Raw genomic sequence first — 20,517 nt, 5'->3', positions numbered from 1 at the left:
ACACCGGCGCAGCCGGTGCCAGCCAGCGCGGTGGCTGCTTCGCGGGCAAGCCCGCTCCTACACGATGGTTGGCCATTGAGCCAAAAATCCGAGGCAAAAAAATGGGCGACCGAAGTCGCCCTAAATGCCTTGCGTGCTCGTGAATCGGGAAGAATCAGCGCTGCTTGCGCTTGTTCGAATCCTTCCAGATGAAAATGCCCAGACCGGCAAAGAAGGCCAACATCAGCCCGACCGTCACCACACCGGCGATAACCACGTTGTCGAAGAACATGTCGGCCCCTCCCTTGGTGTGCCGTCATCCGATGAGTGCACAGTAACCAAAGGCAGGCGGGGGGAAATTGACCAGAGTCAATGGTGCCCGGGGCCGGGCACGCAAGGCGGGTGCAGGGTTGACCTGCATCAAGTTTCAGCGCTTCTTGGGTTTGCCCTTGGGCTTTTTCTTTTTCCCAGGGGCCAGCGGCATGGCCTGCTCGAAGGCCTGGCGCATGTCGTTCAGGCGCTTGTCTTTGAGGTCGTGGATTCGTTTGGCGCGTTCAGCGCCGAAGTCGATCAGGTTGTCTTGGCTCATGGCGGGCTCGACGGACAGCAGAGGCACTCATGATGAAGGCAAGCATGAGCGCTGACTAGGCTTCGTGGCAAAAGACCTGTGTGCGCCTCAGACTTCGATGTCCACCAGCAGCCCCTGGCGCGTGCGTTCGCCCAGCGGCGCCACGGGTACGGTGTTGTCGGCGTTGAGCTCCTCACCGGCTACGACCACAAGGTGCTCTTCGTCCCCCTGGTTGCGCTGTTGCTGCTGGTGCCGTTGCTCTTCGCGCAACAGCAGGGCGCGCTCTGCGGGGTCACGGTGATGCTTGAGGTCGATGGCCCCTTCGCCGGCGGCAGGCTGTGTCGGTACCACCGGCGGGATGGCGGGCGGCGGCTTGACCGGGTCCTGTTGCGAAGTGACCGGGGCGGCGCTGAGCGGAATGATGGGCGGCAGCATGGAATGTTCTCCTGTAGCCACTGTGTCGGCTGGCACTACACCGCCTTGAACGCCTGTGGGCAAAGGTGAGCGGCGTATCACAACGCCGCACGGGCATGGGTCGGGCTGCGGTTACTGGTCTTCGCCGTCAGGGTCGTCGTCCGGTGGCGCGCTGGTTTCGCTCCAGGGCCGCTTGTAGACCTGCTGCCAGACCGCGTCCATATGCTCGCGCAGCACCTGCGGGGCATTTTTCAGCGAGGCGCTGTCTTCGCGCTCGCCACCAAAGGGTTCTTCACCGGCCGGGGTGATCAGCGACTGGCCGGTGATGCTGTACACCGCCTGGCCTTCGCGCATCTCGATGGCGATATCGTGCGGGTCGATGCCACCGCCGCAGAACGCGTGGCTGGCCACGGTCACTTCGGCGACGCCGTCCTTGTTCAGGTCACTGACATCACTGACATCGGTATAGAAGTCGACATCCAGGTCCAGGCCGGCGCAGGTGGTCTCCTGCTCGATCTGCCAGCGCGGCTTGAATACGTCAGCGCTGGCGGCACGGCCATACAGCGTGGCCTTGAGCACCACCTTGTCGACCTCCTCTTCGGTATCCGGGTCGCTGGCCTGGCCGTCGACCCGGCTCAGCACCAGCAGGCCTTCGCCCTCGCGATCATGGAAATGCACGCTCTTGATCGGGGTCTGCACGCCCAGCACTTCCAGCTGCTCGACCGGAATCGGTGGCAATACTTCGAAGGTTTTCTGTTCACAGGCGGCCAGCAGCGTGAAACTGCCAATGGCCAGGGAGAGGTTCAACCAGCGGTGCTTGGCAGCCATGTTGGCACTTGGCCCTCGTGACGGGACGGTGTTCGTCGATGAAAGCGCTAGACTCTTCACATTCATTGGTCTGGCGCAGCCGATCCGTTAACATACTCGGCTTTTTCATCGCGGGAGTTCAGGCAGTATGGCGCAGCAGTATCAACCGGGGCAACGCTGGATCAGCGACAGCGAAGCCGAGCTCGGTCTTGGGACCATCCTGGCCGAGGATGGTCGCTTGTTGACCGTGCTCTACCCGGCGACGGGGGAAACCCGCCAGTACTCGCTACGCAATGCGCCGCTGACCCGCGTGCGCTTCTCGCCGGGCGACCAGATCATCCACTTCGAAGGCTGGAAGCTGACCGTGCGCGAAGTCGAGGTCATCGACGGCCTGCTGATCTATCACGGCATCGACGCCCAGAACCAGGCCCATGTGCTGCCCGAGACCCAGCTGTCGAACTTCATCCAGTTCCGCCTGGCCAGTGACCGTCTGTTCGCCGGGCAGATCGATCCGCTGTCGTGGTTCTCCCTGCGCTACAACACCCTGCAGCACACCAGCAAGCAGATGCTGTCGTCGCTGTGGGGCCTGGGCGGCGTGCGTGCCCAACCGATCGCCCACCAGCTGCACATCGCCCGCGAAGTGGCCGACCGAATCGCCCCGCGCGTGCTGCTGGCCGACGAAGTGGGCCTGGGCAAGACCATCGAAGCGGGCCTGGTGATCCACCGCCAGCTGTTGTCCGGCCGCGCCAACCGGGTGCTGATCCTGGTGCCGGAGAACCTGCAGCACCAATGGCTGGTGGAGATGCGCCGCCGCTTCAACCTGCAGGTCGCCCTGTTCGACGCCGAGCGCTTCATCGAAAGCGACGCCACCAACCCCTTCGAAGACGCCCAGCTGGCGCTGGTCGCCCTGGAATGGCTGGTCGACGATGAAAAGGCCCAGGACGCGCTTTTCGCCGCCGGTTGGGACCTGATGGTGGTCGACGAGGCCCACCACCTGGTCTGGCACGAAGAACAGGCCAGCGCCGAATACGCCCTGGTCGAGCAACTGGCCGAAGTCGTCCCTGCCGTGCTGCTGCTTACCGCCACCCCTGAACAACTCGGCCAGGACAGCCACTTCGCCCGCCTGCGCCTGCTCGACCCCAACCGTTTCCACGACCTGGCCGCATTCCGCGCCGAAAGCGAAAACTATCGCCCGGTGGCCGAAGCCGTACAGGAGCTGCTCGACGAAGGCCGCCTGTCGCCGAAAGCCCACGCCACCATCCAGGGCTTCCTGGGCGCCGAGGGTGAAGCCCTGCTGGCCGCCGTTACCGATGGCGACAGCCAGGCCAGCGCGCGCCTGATCCGCGAGCTGCTCGACCGTCACGGTACCGGCCGCGTCCTGTTCCGCAACACCCGCGCAGCGATCCAGGGCTTCCCCGAGCGCAAACTGCACCCCTACCCGCTGGCCAACCCCGAGCCGTATGCGGCGCTGCCGGCTGGCGAGCGTGCCGAGCTGTACCCGGAAGTGGCCTTCCAGGCCCAGGGCGAGCCCGGCGACGACGAACGCTGGTGGCGCTTCGACCCGCGCGTCGACTGGCTGATCGACACCCTGAAGATGCTCAAGCGCACCAAGGTCCTGGTGATCTGCGCCCACGCCGAAACCGCCATGGACCTGGAAGACGCCCTGCGCGTACGCTCCGGCATCCCGGCCACGGTGTTCCACGAAGGCATGAGCATCCTTGAGCGCGACCGCGCCGCCGCCTACTTCGCCGACGAAGAGTTCGGCGCCCAGGTGCTGATCTGCTCCGAGATCGGCAGTGAAGGCCGCAACTTCCAGTTCGCCCACCACCTGGTGATGTTCGACCTGCCGGCACACCCGGACCTGCTCGAACAGCGCATCGGCCGCCTCGACCGGATCGGCCAGAAGCACACCATCGAGCTGCACATCCCGTACCTGCAGGACAGCCCGCAGGAGCGTCTGTTCCAGTGGTACCACGAAGGCCTCAACGCCTTCCTCAACACCTGCCCGACCGGCAACGCCCTGCAGCACCAGTTCGGCCCGCGCCTGCTGGCGCAACTGGTCGGTGGCGACGACAAGGGCTGGGCCAAGCTGGTTGCCGAAGCCCGCGCCGAGCGCGAGCGCCTGGAGGCCGAGCTGCACACCGGCCGCGACCGCCTGCTGGAACTCAACTCCGGCGGGGCTGGCGAAGGCCAGGCGCTGGTCGAGGCGATCCTCGAGCAAGACGACCAGTTCGCCCTGCCGATCTACATGGAAACCCTGTTCGACGCCTTTGGCATCGACAGCGAGGACCACTCCGAGAACGCCCTGGTATTGAAGCCGAGCGAGAAAATGCTCGACGCCAGCTTCCCCCTGGGCGACGACGAAGGCGTGACCATCACCTACGACCGCGCCCAGGCGCTGTCGCGCGAAGACATGCAGTTCCTCACCTGGGAACACCCGATGGTGCAGGGCGGCATGGACCTGGTGCTGTCCGGCTCGATGGGCAACACCGCCGTGGCGCTGATCAAGAACAAGGCACTCAAGCCCGGCACCGTGCTGCTCGAGCTGCTCTACGTCAGCGAAGTGGTCGCCCCGCGCAACCTGCAGATGGGCCGCTACCTGCCACCGGCGGCGCTGCGCTGCCTGCTCGATGCCAACGGCAACGACCTGGGCCCGCGCGTCGCCTTCGAAACCCTCAACGACCAGCTTGAAAGCGTGCCCAAGGCCAGCGCCAACAAGTTCGTCCAGGCCCAGCGTGATGTCCTGGCCAAGCGCATCAGCGCGGGTGAAGCCAAGGTCATTCCGGTCCATGAGGAACGGGTTGCCCAGGCCCGCCAACGCCTGGCCGCCGAGGCGGACGAAGAGCTGGCGCGCCTGACCGCGCTCAAGGCGGTCAACCCAAGCGTGCGCGACAGCGAAATCGACGCCCTGCGCCAGCAGCGCGACGACGGCATGGCCGCGCTGAACAAGGCTGCCCTGCGCCTGGAGGCCATCCGGGTTCTGGTCGCCGGCTGATTCGTTCGCCGTCATCGCGGGGCAGGCCCGCTCCCACACGCGTGGGAGCAGGCCTGCCCCGCTTTTTTTGGCGCCCGGAAAACTCGATTAGATCGATACGTTATTGGCGTCATATCCAAATGGTAGAGATCAAAGTGCCATTAATCAGGAAGGCTTAAACACAGCTTTCTATACTCCTGCAGGAACAGTCTCCAGCCGCGCTTCGTGGGGACCAGAGAGCACTCGACGAAGAGGCCTGCAATGGATTGGCTGGGACTGCAATTGTTCTCGGGATTACCGACGACCGGGCAGATCATTCTCGACTGCCGCCACAACCCCTACCTGGTGCTGTTGGCCTTTGCCGTGGCCAGTGCCGCCTGCTTCGCCACCCTGGACATGGCTGAGCGGCAAAGCCATTGCGAAGACCGCCTGGCCCGCCGGCAATGGCGAATACTGGGCGCCTGCTGCCTCGCCGGTGGCATCTGGGCGATGCACTTCATCAGCATGCTGGCCTTCCAGGCACCCCTGGACATTCACTACGACGCCGCCTTGACCGGCCTGTCCCTGCTGATCGCCCTGCTTGCCGCCTGGCTGGCGATGAACGGCCTCGACCGCAGTGAAATGCGCCCGCGCCATTACCTGCAGGCCGCCCTTTTTATCGGCCTCGGCATCAGCACCATGCACTACGTTGGCATGGCCGCCCTGCAGACCAGCGCCCAGCAGCATTACCAGACGCCCCTGTTGCTGGCCTCGATCGCCATCGCCGTGGCCACCAGCCTGGTAGCCCTGCTGATGGCCCGGCACTTTCGCCAGGGCAGTGGCACCTGGCACCTGCTGATGAAGTACGGCGCCAGCCTGCTGATGGCCGGCGGCATCGTCGTCACCCACTTCACCGGCATGGCTGCCATGACCCTGGTGATCCCCAACGAGACCGCCCTGCGCCTGGCCACCGGCGACAACAGCCTGCAACTGGCACTGACCATCGCCTTCATTACCCTGCTGATCAGCGGCAGCAGCATCAGCGCAGCCCTGTCGGACAAGAAGCTGCAAAGCAAGGAGCACGACCTGCGCCGGGTGAATGTGCTGCTCAGCCAGCTCGACCAGGCCCGCGCGTCACTGCAGCAGGCCGCGCACTACGACGCGTTGACCAACCTGGTCAACCGCCGGGGTTTCAACCAGGTGTTCGCCGAACGGCTGGCCGAGCACGCGGCCAGTGAAAGCATGCTCGCGGTGATGTTCCTCGACATCGACCACTTCAAGCGCATCAACGACAGCCTCGGCCATGCTGCCGGCGACGAACTGCTCAAGGTGATTGCCGGGCACATCAAGGCCGCGACCCGTGGCCACGATTTGGTGGCGCGCTTCGGTGGCGACGAGTTCTGCATCGTCACCGCGCTGAAGAACCGCGACGAAGCCCGTCACCTGGCGCAGCGGATCATGTTGCGCATGAAGGAGCCGATCGACCTGGCCGGCCGGCGCATGGTCATGACCACCAGTATCGGCATCAGCATTTTCCCGGACGACGGCCTGAGTACCGAAGAGCTGCTGAAAAATGCCGACCTTGCGCTGTACCAGTCCAAAGGCTGCGGGCGCAACAGCCTGAATTTCTTCAACAATGGCCTTAAGACCCGTGCCACCCTGGAGCTGCAGCTGGAAGAGGAACTGCGTGTGGCACTGTTCGAGGAACGCGGGTTGTGCGTGCACTACCAGCCGATCTACGACCTGCGCAGTGGCCGGGTGGCCAAGCTCGAAGCCCTGGTGCGCTGGCAGCATCCGCAACATGGCCTGCTCAGCCCCGACCGTTTCATCGGCATCGCCGAGGCCAATGGCCTGATCGCCGAGCTCGACCTGTGGGTCCTGCGCCGGGCCTGCGCAGACCTCGCCCTGCTCGGCCGCCAGGGCCATGACGAACTCAAGGTAACGGTGAACTGCTCTGCACTCACCCTCGGCCGCGAAGAGCTCGCCACCGAAGTCGAGTTGGCGTTGTTCCAGTCCGGCCTGGCCGCCCGCCAACTGGAGCTGGAGGTTACCGAGAATGCCCTGATGGGCGACATCCACCATACCGTCAATTTGCTCAAGCGCATTCGCGCCCAGGGCGTGGCCCTGTCGATCGACGATTTCGGCACGGGCTACTCATCGCTGGCCTACCTCAAGCGCCTGCCGCTGGACGTGCTGAAGATCGATCGCTCGTTCGTTCAGGACGTACCGGGCAACCAGAAAGACCGCGAAATCGTCCAGGCCATCATCATGATGGCGCATACCCTGCACCTGGAGGTGGTGACCGAAGGCGTCGAGACGCCAGAGCAGCGCGCCTTCCTTGCCGCCCATGGCTGCGACTACCTGCAGGGTTACCTGCTCAGCCGCCCGGTCCCCCTGGCCGAACTGCGCCCGGTGCTTGAACGGCTCGACCGCCAGGCCTATGTAATCACGCCTTGCTGCGATACAGCTCTACCAGCGTCGCCGGATCTTTTTGCAGATAGCCCTGGCTACCGTGCAGGCGCATCAATTGCGCGGCGAGGCCACTGAGCGGTGTCGCCGAGCCCTGCTCGCGGGAGAATCCAACGGCGGTGTCGAGGTCCTTGAGCAGGGTGCGCACATGCCACTTGATGGGCTCGAAGCGGCTCTCGGCCATTTGTGGCGCCAGGATCTGCAAGGGCTTTGAGTCGGCAAAGCCACCGGCCAGGGCCTCGGCGATCAGGCGCGCCTCGACCCCGGACTGCTCGGCAAGCGCCACCACCTCGGCGATCACCAGCGCATTGCAGGCCACGATCATCTGGTTGCACGCCTTGGTCACCTGACCGGCCCCCACACCGCCCATGTGCGTCACCCGCTGCCCCAGGGTGAGCAGCACCGGCCGGGCCCGCTCCAGGTCATCCGCCTCACCGCCGACCATGATTGCCAGGGTACCGGCTTCGGCCCCCGGTGTGCCGCCGGATACCGGGGCATCCAGCCAGGCCATGCCACACAGCGCGGCCAGCTCAGCGGCCATCTCGCGGGTCGCGGTCGGTTCGAGGCTGGAAAAGTCCACCAGCAGCTGACCGCTGCGCCCGCCCTGGGCGATGCCCTGCTCGCCGAATACGACCTCGCGCACCACCGCCGTGTCGGCCAGGCACAGCAGCAGCATGTCGCTGCCTTGGCAAAGCTCGGCCGGGCTTGCCGCAAGGCGCGCCCCTGCGGCCACCAGGTCGGCGCACTTGTCCGGGCTGCGGTTCCACACCGTCAGCGGGTAGCCGGCAGCCAGCAGTCGGCGGCACATCGGCAGCCCCATCAGGCCGATCCCGGCAAACCCCAGCGAAGGCAATGCAGTACTCATGAGCAACTCCAGCAAGAAGATTAAAGAACCGTGACAAACGGGCGATGCAGTGCGGTCGCGAAGAAAAACCCTTAGCAAGGCTAAGGAGATCCCCTATCGCGTAGGCAAAAGGCGCACTGATACAGTCGCGCAATTTCTCCGTGATGGCGCATTGATATGCCTCACCGGAAAGCTATCCACCCCAGGCAAATGGCGCACTATGACCTCTACCAACAATTCTGCCAATGCGGTCCTCGAGTCGTCGCTGACCCCCACCACGCTGGCCCTCGGCGGCGCGCGTGAGCTACCGGCCGCCCGCAGCCTGCCGGCGCAGTACCTGTATTTCACTGAACAGGACATCCAGCGCATCCTCGACAACCTCGACGGCCTGCGCGACCTGGTGTTCCCGCAGAACCTGCATGTGGAGGACGAGGACCAGCTGCGCCTGGAACAGCAGTTCCCGTCGGTGTGCCTGATCGGCCTGGGCCGCTGCGGCTCGAACATCGCCCTGGACGTGGCCGAGCTGGTCTACAACGCCCGCACCTTCTTCCTCAACGAGTTCAACAACGAGGACCGGGTCAAGGGCGAATCGGGCTACAGCCCGGCGCGCTGGATCCGTCAGAACCTGCGCCTGGTACAGAACAAGGGCGCCAAGCCGGTGTTCCTGGTGGAGCCCCTGGTGATGCTGGGCGACCTGGACAAGGACATTGCCGGGCGCATCCGCTTTTCGCGCAAGGGTGAGCGCGGCGGCTTTTTGCGTGACTACAGCAAGATGAAGATCATGGACCTGTCCGAGGTGCATGCCGGTGGGGCCGGTAACGCGCCGATCCTGGGCCAGTACCTGGCCAAGATCATCCTCAACAAGGACACCCAGCGCTTCTCCAGCGCCGACTGGAAGCTGATCCACTCGTACCTGATCGACTCCTGTGGCATCAAGGCCAACCAGTCGCGCCTGTACTTCTACATCTTCAGTGCCGGCGGCGGTACCGGTTCGGGCATGGCCTCGGAGTTCGGCCTGGCCCAGCAGTACTCGTACATGAACAAGACCTTCGACACCAAGCCGGCCGAGGAAAACGACGGCAAGAGCGGGCACTCGTTCGTGTTCGAGCCGATCTTCACCAGTGGCATCTGTGTGCTGCCGAACGCCTCCGACCACCGCAGTGAAATGTCCGAAGCCCTGCACATCAACGCCGGGCGCCTGCTGTGCAAATACCTTTCGGAAGAATGGGACTTCTCGTACAACTTCGACAACGAAGACAGCAGCGAAGCCAGTGTCCTGGGGCGCATCCGCCCGTGGAACGCCATGATGCTGATCTCCAACGACATCATGCGCTACGCCGAAGAAAGCGATGACGGCACGATCCAGAACATCGACGTCAACGCCATGGAGAAACACGCCAACCAGTACATCTCCCAGCAGATCTTCAACATCCTCACCGCCCAGGCAGTGACCACCGACTACGACCAGAACTACTTCCGCCGCGCCGGCATCGACATTGGCGAAACCATCCGCCTGGATGCCAACGACCTGTTCATGAGCCTGGCCGGCCCCGTGGCCATCGCCTATGCAGAATCCGTGGTGCCGGAAATCCCGCCGGCCGGGTCGGAAAAGTTCAAGGTGTTCGAGCGCGAGCAGCCACGGCTGGACATCGACGACCTGTTCTTCCGCTCCATCGACCTGCCGCACTTCAACAAGCAGACCCAGGCCATCGAAGGCATCAGCCTGCTGCCGATCGAGTCGAGCCGCTACCGCGCGGCGCTGGAGCAGTACCAGGCCTCGGGCTATGACGCCGCGGCGCTGCACGACCTGCACTTCTTCAAGAACTGCTCGTCGGTGGTGTCGATCGTCTCCCTGCCCAAGGACTACAAGCTGTCGTACATGGACCTGAACCGGCTCAAGACCCACCTCAACAGCCTGTTCCCCAACACCACGCTCAAGCGCTACGCACTGGTGATCGGTGCTTCGGCCAACCTGTCGCTGACCACGCTGATCGCCAAGAGCCCGTGCCTGTCGGACGATTTCCTGACCCTGATCGTGGCCTTCATCAAGCGCTGCTTCGCCCGCACGCCCTACCGTTTCGACGACACCCTGGACAACGCCATCCTCGAGTTCATCACCAGCGAGCATTTCGCCGAGGACCGCATCGACGACCTGCTCAACGAGTTCGAGAACCCGGCGAAGATCCTCGACACCAACTGGTACGCGATCAAGCCGATGTATGAGAAGAAGTACCGTGAGCTGATCAACGACAAGAGCCGTTTCGTCTCGATCAACGATATCCGCCTGTCGCGCGAATGCGTGAAGAAGGCGGTGAAGTACCTGCGCGAGATCTACCGCCACCGCATCGGCAAGACCCGGGTGATTTCGTTGAACAACCATACCGGGCGCGTGGACTACTGAAACCGCTGGGGGCGCTTTGCGGGTGGGAGCAGCTGTCTTGTCGTAGGAGCGGCCTCGTGCCGCGAAAGGGCTGCGCAGCAGCCCCGGCGAGTTGTGCATTCACACTGAAACCCTGGGGCCGCTCTGCGGCCCGTTCGCGGCACAAGGCCGCTCCTACAGCTCTTGCGCAATCCTTGCCGGTGATTGGGCTGAGCAGCAGCCCCATTACGCATGCCGTAAACTGTTACCGCCCCGCCGAATCATCCCGCCACTGTTACTTACTTCCACCTTACGTGAGCGTCAACGCGCACCATCGCGAGGCGCCTGTGCGATTTTGCGCACTAAAAAAGCGCGTGCTTATTCCGCTTTCTTTTCCTGAATCACGATGAACGGCGAAACGACCACTGCCCAGATCTCTGGATCGCGGGTTTGCAGGTCAAGCGCCTGCTCTGCCGAAACCGGTCCGACAGTGCCATCACTGCGCCACTTGGCGAAGATCTCGCTGCGATTCTCGGCCATTGCCTCGGCAACGACGATCAGGTCGATGCTCAGGTCGACCCAAATCAGGTCACCCTTGGCCCAGAAACGTTCCAGGGCTTTCCACTCGATGACAGCGGTCTCGCCGAGCAATTTGGCATAGAGGGTGCTTACTTGATCAGTCATGGGTTTACCTGCGCAAAAATCGGCCAAGAAAAAAGGCCGGCATTTTTGCAGAAAAACCCGGTTTCAAATACGTAATTTGGTCGATTCGCCGCGAACTTGTGGGGGCGCGCCGAGAGTGCAGGCAAAGTGATGGCGCTTTTCTGTATCTTTATGTCGATCAGGCGACACCCCAGGAAACAGACGCTTTTCGCCCGCTTTTCAAGCGCTCGGACGGCGCTCTACACTGTACCGGTACAGTTCCGGGACATGTTCCGGGGGAAGGTGGGGTTGCGGTTAGGCGTGGCCAACTGCGATTCCCGCCCGGTCTGTAGGCCTGGCCTCCAGGACTATAAGAATTACAACAGAATGAGTGGAGCACTATGATCAAGATTTCCAAGCTGTTCGCCGCAATGGTTCTGGCCGGGGTTGCCAGCCATTCGTTTGCCGCCGATACCATCAAGATCGGCATCGCCGGCCCCAAGACAGGTCCGGTCACCCAATACGGCGACATGCAGTTCATCGGCGCCAAACAGGCCATCAAGGACATCAACGCCAAGGGCGGCGTCGATGGCAAGATGCTCGAAGCCAAGGAATACGACGACGCGTGCGACCCTAAACAGGCCGTTGCAGTCGCCAACAAAGTGGTCAACGACGGCGTCAAGTTCGTGATCGGCCACCTGTGCTCCAGCTCCACCCAGCCTGCGTCCGACATCTACGAAGACGAAGGCGTGATCATGATCACCCCGGCCGCCACTTCGCCGGAAATCACCGCCCGTGGCTACAAGCTGATCTTCCGCACCATCGGCCTGGACAGCGCCCAGGGCCCGGCCGCCGGCAACTACATCGCCGACCACGTCAAACCGAAAGTGGTCGCGGTACTGCACGACAAGCAGCAGTACGGTGAAGGCATCGCCACCGCGGTCAAGCAGACCCTCGAGAAGAAAGGCACCAAGGTTGCCGTCTTCGAAGGCCTGAACGCCGGTGACAAGGACTTCTCCTCGATCATCCAGAAGCTCAAGCAGAACAACGTCGACTTCGTCTACTACGGCGGCTACCACCCAGAGCTGGGCCTGATCCTGCGCCAGGCGCAAGAGAAGGGCCTGAAAGCCAAGTTCATGGGCCCGGAAGGCGTGGGTAACGACTCCATCTCGCAGATCGCCCAGAACGCCTCCGAAGGCCTGCTGGTGACCCTGCCGAAGTCCTTCGACCAGGACCCGGAGAACAAGGCCATCGTCGACGCCATCAAGGCTGACGGCAAAGACCCAAGCGGCCCGTTCGTGTTCCCGGCCTACTCGGCCGTCGAGCTGATCGCCGAAGGCATCAAGGCCGCCAAGTCCGAAGACACCGACAAAGTGGCAGCCGCCATCCACGCCGGTTCCTTCAAGACCCCAACCGGCACCCTGTCCTACGACGAGAAAGGCGACCTGAAAGACTTCAAGTTCGTGGTCTACGAATGGCACTTCGGCAAGCCGAAGACCGAAGTCTCTCCTCAGTAACTGCGTGACTAATAGCTGACCGAGAAGCCCACTGTGCGAGCAGTGGGCTTTGTTTTACGAGGTTCTATGGGCCTGATCCCCGCGATCCGGGGGCCGGCCCACCTGAAAATCTTAAAACCGTCACCCGCGGTTTCCTGGCAGTGCCCGCAAAAGATCACGTGGCGAAGACCACGAGAACATGGGCCGGGGTCATCCCCCACCAGTGAAATGCAAATCAGGTTTTTAGGAGCGCTGTAATGCCTGAGATCTACCATTTCCTACAACAACTGGTTAACGGACTGACCATCGGCAGTACCTATGCCCTGATCGCCATCGGTTACACGATGGTGTACGGCATCATCGGCATGATCAACTTCGCCCACGGCGAGGTGTACATGATCGGTTCCTACGTGGCCTTCATCGCCCTCGCCGGGCTGGCCATGATGGGCATCCATTCGTTGCCGATCCTGATGACCGTGGCCTTCGTCGCCACCATCTGCGTCACCAGTGCCTACGGCTACAGCATCGAGCGGGTCGCCTACCGGCCGCTGCGCAACAGCAACCGGCTGATCCCGCTGATCTCCGCCATCGGCATGTCGATCTTCCTGCAGAACACCGTGTTGCTGTCCCAGGACTCCAAGGACAAATCCATCCCCAACCTGATCCCCGGGAACATTTCCTTCGGGCCGGGCGGCGCGGAGGAAGTCCTGATCAGCTACATGCAGATCCTGGTCTTCGTGGTGACGCTGATCGCCATGACCTGCCTCACCCTGTTCATCTCCCGTTCCCGCCTGGGCCGCGCCTGCCGCGCCTGCGCCGAGGACATCAAGATGGCCAACCTGCTGGGTATCAACACCAACAACATCATCGCCCTGACCTTCGTCATCGGTGCCGCGCTGGCGGCGGTGGCGGCCGTGCTGCTGAGCATGCAGTACGGGGTGATCAACCCCAACGCCGGTTTCCTGGTGGGCCTTAAGGCCTTCACCGCGGCGGTACTGGGCGGCATCGGCAGCATTCCGGGCGCCATGCTCGGCGGGCTGGTGCTGGGCGTGGCCGAAGCGTTCGGCGCCGACATCTTCGGCGACCAGTACAAGGACGTGGTGGCATTCGGTCTTTTGGTTCTTGTCCTGCTGTTCCGGCCGACCGGCATCCTGGGCCGCCCGGAGGTTGAAAAAGTATGAACAGAAATCTTAAACAGGCGTTCTTCAGCGCCTTGCTGGTCTGGGCCGTGGCCTTCCCGGTGCTGGGCCTGAAACTCAGCATCGACGGCATCAGCCTGATCGTTCACAGCCAGGGCTCGTTCACCATCAGCATCATCGCCGTGTGCTCGGTGCTGATGTTCCTGCGCGTGCTATTCGACAAGCAGTGGAGTGCGGTGATGGGCCGCCGCTCGGACCGCAAGCTGGTACCGCCGTCGGTGAGCAACTTCCTCACCCTGCCGAAAACCCAGCGCTGGGTGATCATGGGCCTGATCGTCGCCGCCCTGATCTGGCCGTTCTTCGGCTCGCGCGGCGCGGTCGACATCGCCACCCTGATCCTGATCTACGTGTTGCTGGGCCTGGGCCTGAACATCGTGGTCGGCCTGGCGGGCCTGCTCGACCTGGGTTATGTCGGCTTCTACGCCGTCGGCGCCTACAGCTACGCGATGCTCTCGCACTACCTGGGCTGGAGCTTCTGGGTGTGCCTGCCGATCGCCGGCCTGATGGCCGCCACCTTCGGCTTCCTGCTCGGTTTCCCGGTGCTGCGCCTGCGCGGCGACTACCTGGCAATCGTCACGCTGGGCTTCGGCGAGATCATTCGCCTGTTCCTGCGTAACCTCACCGACTGGACCGGCGGCCCCAACGGCATCAGCAACATCCCCAAGCCGGAGTTCTTCGGCCTGACCTTCGAACGCAAGGCTGCCGAAGGGATGCAGACCTTCCACGAGTTCTTCGGGCTGGAATACAACTCGATCAACAAGGTCATCTTCCTCTACCTGGTCGCCCTGCTGCTGGCCCTGCTGGCGCTGTTCGTCATCAACCGCCTGCTGCGCATGCCGATCGGCCGTGCGTGGGAAGCGCTGCGTGAAGACGAGATCGCCTGCCGTGCGCTGGGCCTGAACCCCACCGTGATCAAGCTCTCGGCCTTCACCCTGGGTGCCTGCTTCGCCGGATTCGCCGGCAGCTTCTTCGCCGCCCGCCAAGGGCTGGTGACACCGGAGTCGTTCACCTTCATCGAGTCGGCGATCATCCTCGCCATCGTCGTGCTGGGTGGCATGGGTTCACAGTTGGGCGTGATTCTCGCGGCCATCGTGATGATCCTGCTGCCGGAGATGATGCGTGAGTTCAGCGAATACCGGATGCTGATGTTCGGTGCGCTGATGGTGTTGATGATGATCTGGCGTCCGCAGGGCCTGCTGCCCATGCAACGTCCGCACATGGAGCTGCCTCGATGAGCCGCGAAATTCTGCAAGTCAGCGGCCTGAGCATGCGCTTCGGCGGCTTGTTGGCGGTCAACGGCGTGGGCCTGACCGTCAAGGAGAAACAGGTGGTGGCATTGATCGGCCCGAACGGCGCCGGCAAGACCACCGTGTTCAACTGCCTGACCGGCTTCTACAAGCCCAGCGGCGGCACCATCCTGCTCGACGGCCAGCCCATCCAGGGCCTGGCCGGCCATCAGATCGCCCGCAAGGGCGTGGTGCGGACCTTCCAGAACGTGCGCCTGTTCAAGGAAATGACCGCGCTGGAAAACCTGCTGATCGCCCAGCACCGCCACCTCAACACCAACTTCTTCGCCGGCCTGTTCAAGACCCCGAGCTTCCGCCGCAGCGAGAAGGAGGCCATGGAGCGCGCCCAGTACTGGCTGGAGAAGGTCAACCTGACCGAGTTCGCCAACCGTACCGCCGGCACCCTCGCCTACGGCCAGCAACGGCGCCTGGAAATCGCCCGCTGCATGATGACCCAGCCACGGATCATCATGCTCGACGAACCGGCCGCCGGCCTGAACCCCAAAGAGACCGAAGACCTCAAGGCGCTCATCAGCTACCTGCGTGAATCGCACAACGTGACCGTGCTGCTGATCGAGCACGACATGAAGCTGGTGATGAGCATCTCCGACCACATCGTGGTCATCAACCAGGGCACGCCCCTGGCCGATGGCACGCCGGAAGAGATTCGCGGCAACCCTGATGTGATCAAGGCCTACCTGGGGGAGGCGTAAATGCTGAAGTTCGAGAACGTTTCCACCTTCTACGGCAAGATCCAGGCGCTGCACAGCGTCAACGTGGAGATCAACCAGGGCGAGATCGTCACCCTGATCGGCGCCAACGGTGCCGGCAAGTCGACGCTGCTGATGACCCTCTGCGGTTCGCCCCAGGCCCACAGCGGCAGCATCAAGTACCTGGGTGAAGAGCTGGTCGGCCAGAGCTCCTCGCAGATCATGCGCAAGAGCATCGCGGTAGTGCCGGAAGGCCGCCGCGTGTTCTCCCGCCTGACCGTCGAGGAAAACCTGGCCATGGGCGGCTTTTTCACCGACAAGGGCGACTACCAGGAGCAGCTGGACAAAGTCCTGCAGCTGTTCCCGCGCCTGAAGGAGCGCTATATCCAGCGCGGCGGCACCATGTCCGGTGGCGAACAGCAGATGCTGGCCATTGGCCGTGCGCTGATGAGCAAGCCCAAGCTGTTGCTGCTCGACGAACCCTCGCTGGGCCTGGCGCCGATCATCATCCAGCAGATCTTCGACATCATCGAACAGCTGCGCCGCGATGGCGTGACGGTGTTCCTGGTGGAGCAGAACGCCAACCAGGCGCTGAAAATCGCTGATCGCGCCTATGTGCTGGAGAACGGCAAGGTGGTGATGCAGGGTACCGGTGAAGCACTGCTGACCGACCCGAAGGTGCGTGACGCGTACCTCGGGGGTTGAAAGATCAAAGGGCCTTCGGGCCCTTTTTTCTGCCTGCTAATCAGGCGTGTCTTCTTCGCGGGCAAGCCCGCTCCCACAGGTACTGCGCAATCCTGAACTACCGCTGATCCTGTGGGAGCGGGCTTGCCCGCGAAGAAGCACACGCGGATTGCCCTGATGCTTGTGATCCAGACGCACCCTGAGTAACGTGGCCAGCTCTTTTGCACAGTTCTCCGGAGCCCGCCCCATGCGCCTCACCCCTCCCCTGTTGCTCGCCGCCCTGCTGCCCCTGTTCGCCGGCTGCCAGGTGCTGGCCGAAAAACCGGTCGACCCCAACCTCGGCACCACGCGCATGCAGGGCGAACTGAGTGCCGGCGGCGGCCACCTGCTGTTCAAACCCTGCAACGAAGCCCGCCAGTTCATCATCAATGACGCCGGCAGCACCGCGATCCTGCAGGAAGCCGCCAACCTGGCCAAGGACTCCAAGGACAAACTGTTCAGCGACCTGCGCGGCCGCCTGACCGGCAGCAAGCAGGCCGGCAGCGATGGCCAGATCGACGTCACCCGCCTGTACCGCCTGGAGCCCACCGCCCACGGCTGCGAAGACCCCAACTTCAAGCAACTGACCCTGCGCGCGGGTGGCCACGAGCCGGACTGGGACATCAAGGCCAGTGGCAAGGGCATGGTGCTCAACCGCGTCGGCCAGGAACCCCTGCCGCTGCCATTCCTCGAAGAAGAGCTGCCCGGCGGCGGCCTGAGCCTGTCCAGCGAAGCCAACGGCCAGCGCGTCGAGCTGTGGGTTGCGCCGCAGCGCTGCGTCGACGTTGCCACCGGTGCCATCCGCCACCTCAAGGCCGAACTGCGCATCGACGGCAAGACCCTGAAGGGCTGCGCCTACTACGGCGGTGCCCGCGACCTCTGATCGCCGGGTGTTTTTATCCTGCCAGTCGGGGCGGCGAACAGCTTATACTTGGCGGTTTGTGTAAAGCCGCCGGCCGCCCATGGCCGGGATACTGGACCCTGCCATGCTACGAATCACCGAACTCAAGCTGCCCCTGGACCACTCCGACGACGAGCTGCGCACAGCCATCGTCCAGCGCCTGGGCATCGCGGATGAGCAACTGCTCGGCTTCACCCTGTTCAAGCGCAGCTACGATGCGCGCAAGAAGAACAGCGAGCTGCTGTTCATCTACACCATCGACCTCGAAGCCAGCAACGAAGACGAACTGCTGCGGGTGTTCGCCGACGATCCGAAAATCAGCGTCGCCCCGGATATCAGCTACAAGTTCGTTGGCCATGCCAAGGCCGACCAGCAGGCGCGCCCCATCGTGGTCGGCTTCGGCCCGTGCGGCATCTTCGCCGGCCTGCTGCTGGCACAGATGGGCTTCAAGCCGATCGTCCTCGAGCGCGGCAAGGAAGTGCGCCAGCGCACCAAGGACACCTGGGGCCTGTGGCGCAAAAGCGTGCTCAACCCCGAGTCCAACGTGCAGTTCGGCGAAGGCGGCGCCGGGACTTTCTCCGACGGCAAGCTGTACAGCCAGATCAAGGACCCGCAGCACCATGGCCGCAAGGTCCTGGAAGAGTTCGTCAAGGCCGGTGCGCCGGACGAAATCCTCTACATCAACAAGCCGCACATCGGCACCTTCCGCCTGACCAGCATGGTCGAGAAGATGCGCGAAGAGATCATCAGCCTGGGCGGCGAAGTGCGCTTCGAGCAGAAGGTCACCGACCTGCTGGTCGAGGGCGAGCAACTGACCGGCGTGGTCCTGCAAAGCGGTGAGCAACTGCTGTCGCGCCATGTGGTCCTGGCCTTGGGCCACAGCGCCCGCGACACCTTCCGCATGCTTCACGCCAAGGGCGTTTTCATGGAGGCCAAGCCGTTCTCGGTGGGTTTCCGCATCGAACACCCACAGTCGCTGATCGACAAGGCGCGCCTGGGCAAGTATGCCGGGCACCCGAAGCTGGGGGCCGCCGACTACAAGCTGGTGTACCACGCCAGCAACGGTCGCTCGGTCTACAGCTTCTGCATGTGCCCAGGTGGCACCGTGGTCGCCGCCACCAGCGAGCCGGGCCGCGTGGTCACCAACGGCATGAGCCAGTACTCGCGCAACGAGCGTAACGCCAACTCGGGCCTGGTGGTCGGCATCGACCCGGAGCGCGACTACCCGGGCAGCCCGCTGGCCGGCATTGAACTCCAGGAACGCCTGGAGTCCCACGCCTACGTGATGGGCGGCAGCAACTACCAGGCACCGGCGCAGCTGGTGGGTGACTTCGTGGCCGGGCGCGCCTCCACGGCGCTGGGCAGCGTCGAGCCGTCGTACAAGCCGGGCGTTACCCTCTGTGACCTGGCGGCGAGCCTGCCAGCCTTCGCCATCGAAGCCATCCGCGAGGCACTGCCGGCCTTCGACCGCCAGATCAAGGGCTACAGCCTGCACGATGCCGTGCTGACCGGGATCGAGACGCGCACCTCCTCGCCGCTGCGCATCACCCGTGACGACAGCTTCCAGAGCCTGAACCTCAAGGGCCTGTTCCCGGCGGGTGAAGGCGCGGGCTACGCCGGCGGCATCCTGTCCGCCGGTGTCGACGGCATCCGCATTGCCGAGGCCGTAGCACGGGACCTGCTGGGCCTGAACGACTGACCCTTCAACAGGCCTGTGTCGCCTTGACGGCACAGGCCTGTGGTCATTCTCGGATTTTTCTGACGCCACCCTGCGAAATACCTTCCTGCCCTTCTCCGCATTGCCGTCTAGGCTTGCCCCGCCAAACCCGCAACACCTTATAACAAAAACGAATATAGTTTTTGTTTTAAAGCATATCCCTACACGCTAGGGTGTACGCCCGTTTCAATCCAGCTATTGGAGAGCCCTCACCCGTGCGTAGCCTCTTCGCTCGTTTCTTCCAATTGGAAGCCGCCAGCGGCCTGCTGCTGATCGCCGCCGCCGTGCTGGCCCTGATCATCAACAATTCGCCGCTTTCCTACCTGTACAACGGCCTGCTCGAAGTCCCGGTAGCCGTGCAGGTCGGCGCCCTCGAGATCGCCAAGCCACTGCTGCTGTGGATCAACGACGGCCTGATGGCGCTGTTCTTCCTGCTCATTGGCCTTGAGGTCAAGCGCGAGGTGGTCGACGGTCATCTGTCCAAGCCTTCCCAGGTCATCCTGCCCGCCACTGCCGCCATCGGCGGCATGGTGGTGCCGGCGCTGATCTACTGGTTCATCAACCGCGACAACCCGGCCGCCGTGGCCGGTTGGGCGATCCCTACCGCCACCGACATCGCCTTTGCACTGGGCGTGCTCGCGCTGCTGGGCAAGCGTGTGCCGGTGTCGCTGAAGCTGTTCCTGATGACCCTGGCGATCATTGACGACCTGGGCGCGATCATCGTCATCGCCCTGTTCTACTCCGGCACCCTGTCCAGCCTGTCGCTGATGCTGGCCGGCGCCTGCCTGATCGCGTTGCTCGCCATGAATCGGCTGGGGGTGGTCAAGCTGGGCCCTTACCTGGTGATCGGCCTGGTCCTCTGGGTCTGCGTGCTCAAGAGCGGTGTGCACGCCACGCTTGCCGGCGTAGCCCTGGCCCTGTGCATCCCGCTGCGTACCAAGCACGCCGAAACCTCGCCGCTGCTGAGCCTGGAACACGCGCTGCACCCCTGGGTCGCCTACGCCATCCTGCCGCTGTTCGCCTTCGCCAATGCCGGGGTTTCGCTGGCCGGTGTCACCCTGGAAAGCTTCACCCACCCGGTGCCCATGGGCATCGCGCTCGGCCTGCTGGCCGGCAAGACCGTCGGGGTGTTCGGCCTGACCTGGATTGCCGTCAAGCTGCGCCTGGCCGCGCTGCCGGCCGAGGCCAACTGGGGCCAGGTGCTCGGGGTGGCGATCCTCTGCGGGATTGGTTTCACCATGAGCCTGTTCGTCGGCTCCCTGGCCTTCATACCGGGTAGCAGCGACTATGCGGGCATGGACCGCATGGGCATCCTCACCGGCTCGTTCTTCGCCGCCGTGGTCGGCTACCTGATCACTGCCATGGCAAGCCGCAAAGCCGCTGTCCGCTGAATCCAGCAGGCAAAAAGAAACCCCGACCGGCAAAGCCGTGTCGGGGTTTCTTTTTGCCT

At 63.5% G+C, this 20,517-nt stretch carries 17 protein-coding genes; 11 read left to right on the top strand and 6 right to left on the bottom strand.

Annotated features, from left to right (window positions below):
* Window positions 1–154: 154 nt before the first annotated feature.
* The 4 genes from ccoM to L6D77_RS12345 form a co-directional block, all read right to left on the bottom strand.
* Complete coding sequence (ccoM, locus tag L6D77_RS27355) at window positions 155–271, bottom strand: cytochrome c oxidase subunit CcoM (protein ID WP_011532604.1); 117 nt, start codon at window positions 269–271, stop codon at window positions 155–157.
* Between the two features lie 135 nt (window positions 272–406).
* Complete coding sequence (locus tag L6D77_RS12355; RefSeq protein ID WP_232885291.1) at window positions 407–568, bottom strand: hypothetical protein; 162 nt, start codon at window positions 566–568, stop codon at window positions 407–409.
* 87 nt (window positions 569–655) lie between these two features.
* Window positions 656–982 (bottom strand): aspartate-semialdehyde dehydrogenase, encoded by a 327-nt coding sequence (locus L6D77_RS12350; RefSeq protein ID WP_232885290.1) that lies wholly within the window; start codon window positions 980–982, stop codon window positions 656–658.
* A gap of 111 nt (window positions 983–1,093) precedes the next feature.
* Window positions 1,094–1,789, bottom strand: a complete 696-nt coding sequence (locus L6D77_RS12345; RefSeq protein WP_232885289.1) for a M949_RS01915 family surface polysaccharide biosynthesis protein — start codon at window positions 1,787–1,789, stop codon at window positions 1,094–1,096.
* Between the two features lie 127 nt (window positions 1,790–1,916).
* Between L6D77_RS12345 and rapA the strand changes: the two genes are divergently transcribed.
* Window positions 1,917–4,763 (top strand): RNA polymerase-associated protein RapA, encoded by a 2,847-nt coding sequence (rapA, locus tag L6D77_RS12340; RefSeq protein WP_232885288.1) that lies wholly within the window; start codon window positions 1,917–1,919, stop codon window positions 4,761–4,763.
* A 240-nt stretch (window positions 4,764–5,003) separates the two neighbouring features.
* Window positions 5,004–7,268 (top strand): putative bifunctional diguanylate cyclase/phosphodiesterase, encoded by a 2,265-nt coding sequence (locus L6D77_RS12335; RefSeq protein WP_232885287.1) that lies wholly within the window; start codon window positions 5,004–5,006, stop codon window positions 7,266–7,268.
* Here the strand turns inward: L6D77_RS12335 and L6D77_RS12330 are convergent.
* The gene (locus tag L6D77_RS12330) at window positions 7,168–8,055 is read right to left on the bottom strand and encodes an NAD(P)-dependent oxidoreductase (RefSeq protein WP_232885286.1); all 888 of its coding nucleotides are present in this window, start codon (window positions 8,053–8,055) and stop codon (window positions 7,168–7,170) included. The genes L6D77_RS12335 and L6D77_RS12330 overlap by 101 nt on opposite strands.
* Before the next feature lie 199 nt (window positions 8,056–8,254).
* On the opposite strand from L6D77_RS12330, the gene L6D77_RS12325 reads away from it, so the two are divergent.
* On the top strand, window positions 8,255–10,435 hold the full coding sequence (locus L6D77_RS12325; RefSeq protein ID WP_232885285.1) for a hypothetical protein: 2,181 nt from the start codon (window positions 8,255–8,257) through the stop codon (window positions 10,433–10,435).
* A gap of 336 nt (window positions 10,436–10,771) precedes the next feature.
* Here L6D77_RS12325 and L6D77_RS12320 read toward each other — a convergent pair whose 3' ends face one another.
* Window positions 10,772–11,077 (bottom strand): DUF2288 domain-containing protein, encoded by a 306-nt coding sequence (locus L6D77_RS12320; protein ID WP_232885284.1) that lies wholly within the window; start codon window positions 11,075–11,077, stop codon window positions 10,772–10,774.
* A gap of 359 nt (window positions 11,078–11,436) precedes the next feature.
* Between L6D77_RS12320 and L6D77_RS12315 the strand changes: the two genes are divergently transcribed.
* The 8 genes from L6D77_RS12315 to nhaA all read left to right on the top strand — a co-directional run bounded on the left by L6D77_RS12315 (window position 11,437) and on the right by nhaA (window position 20,458).
* Complete coding sequence (locus L6D77_RS12315) at window positions 11,437–12,552, top strand: branched-chain amino acid ABC transporter substrate-binding protein (RefSeq protein WP_232885283.1); 1,116 nt, start codon at window positions 11,437–11,439, stop codon at window positions 12,550–12,552.
* A gap of 236 nt (window positions 12,553–12,788) precedes the next feature.
* Window positions 12,789–13,712 carry a high-affinity branched-chain amino acid ABC transporter permease LivH gene (gene livH / locus L6D77_RS12310; protein WP_232885282.1) on the top strand — a complete coding sequence of 308 codons (924 nt, stop codon included), beginning with the start codon at window positions 12,789–12,791 and terminating at the stop codon, window positions 13,710–13,712.
* The gene (locus tag L6D77_RS12305) at window positions 13,709–14,965 is read left to right on the top strand and encodes a high-affinity branched-chain amino acid ABC transporter permease LivM (RefSeq protein ID WP_232885281.1); all 1,257 of its coding nucleotides are present in this window, start codon (window positions 13,709–13,711) and stop codon (window positions 14,963–14,965) included. The genes livH and L6D77_RS12305 overlap by 4 nt, the downstream gene beginning before the upstream one ends.
* Complete coding sequence (livG, locus tag L6D77_RS12300) at window positions 14,962–15,729, top strand: high-affinity branched-chain amino acid ABC transporter ATP-binding protein LivG (RefSeq protein ID WP_125462912.1); 768 nt, start codon at window positions 14,962–14,964, stop codon at window positions 15,727–15,729. The genes L6D77_RS12305 and livG overlap by 4 nt, the downstream gene beginning before the upstream one ends.
* Entirely contained in the window at window positions 15,730–16,431 is a 702-nt protein-coding gene (locus L6D77_RS12295; RefSeq protein ID WP_232885280.1) for an ABC transporter ATP-binding protein, read from the top strand.
* 226 nt (window positions 16,432–16,657) lie between these two features.
* Entirely contained in the window at window positions 16,658–17,332 is a 675-nt protein-coding gene (locus L6D77_RS12290) for a COG3650 family protein (protein WP_232885279.1), read from the top strand.
* A gap of 103 nt (window positions 17,333–17,435) precedes the next feature.
* Complete coding sequence (locus L6D77_RS12285) at window positions 17,436–19,049, top strand: NAD(P)/FAD-dependent oxidoreductase (protein WP_232885278.1); 1,614 nt, start codon at window positions 17,436–17,438, stop codon at window positions 19,047–19,049.
* A 233-nt stretch (window positions 19,050–19,282) separates the two neighbouring features.
* Window positions 19,283–20,458, top strand: coding sequence for a Na+/H+ antiporter NhaA (gene nhaA, locus L6D77_RS12280; protein ID WP_232885277.1), 1,176 nt, complete (start codon window positions 19,283–19,285; stop codon window positions 20,456–20,458).
* Window positions 20,459–20,517: the final 59 nt, after the last annotated feature.

The organism is Pseudomonas parasichuanensis (assembly GCF_021601385.1).
Classification (GTDB): domain Bacteria; phylum Pseudomonadota; class Gammaproteobacteria; order Pseudomonadales; family Pseudomonadaceae; genus Aquipseudomonas; species Aquipseudomonas parasichuanensis.
Note: the sequence above shows the minus strand (reverse complement) of the source record. Positions and strands in the feature narration are given on the sequence as shown.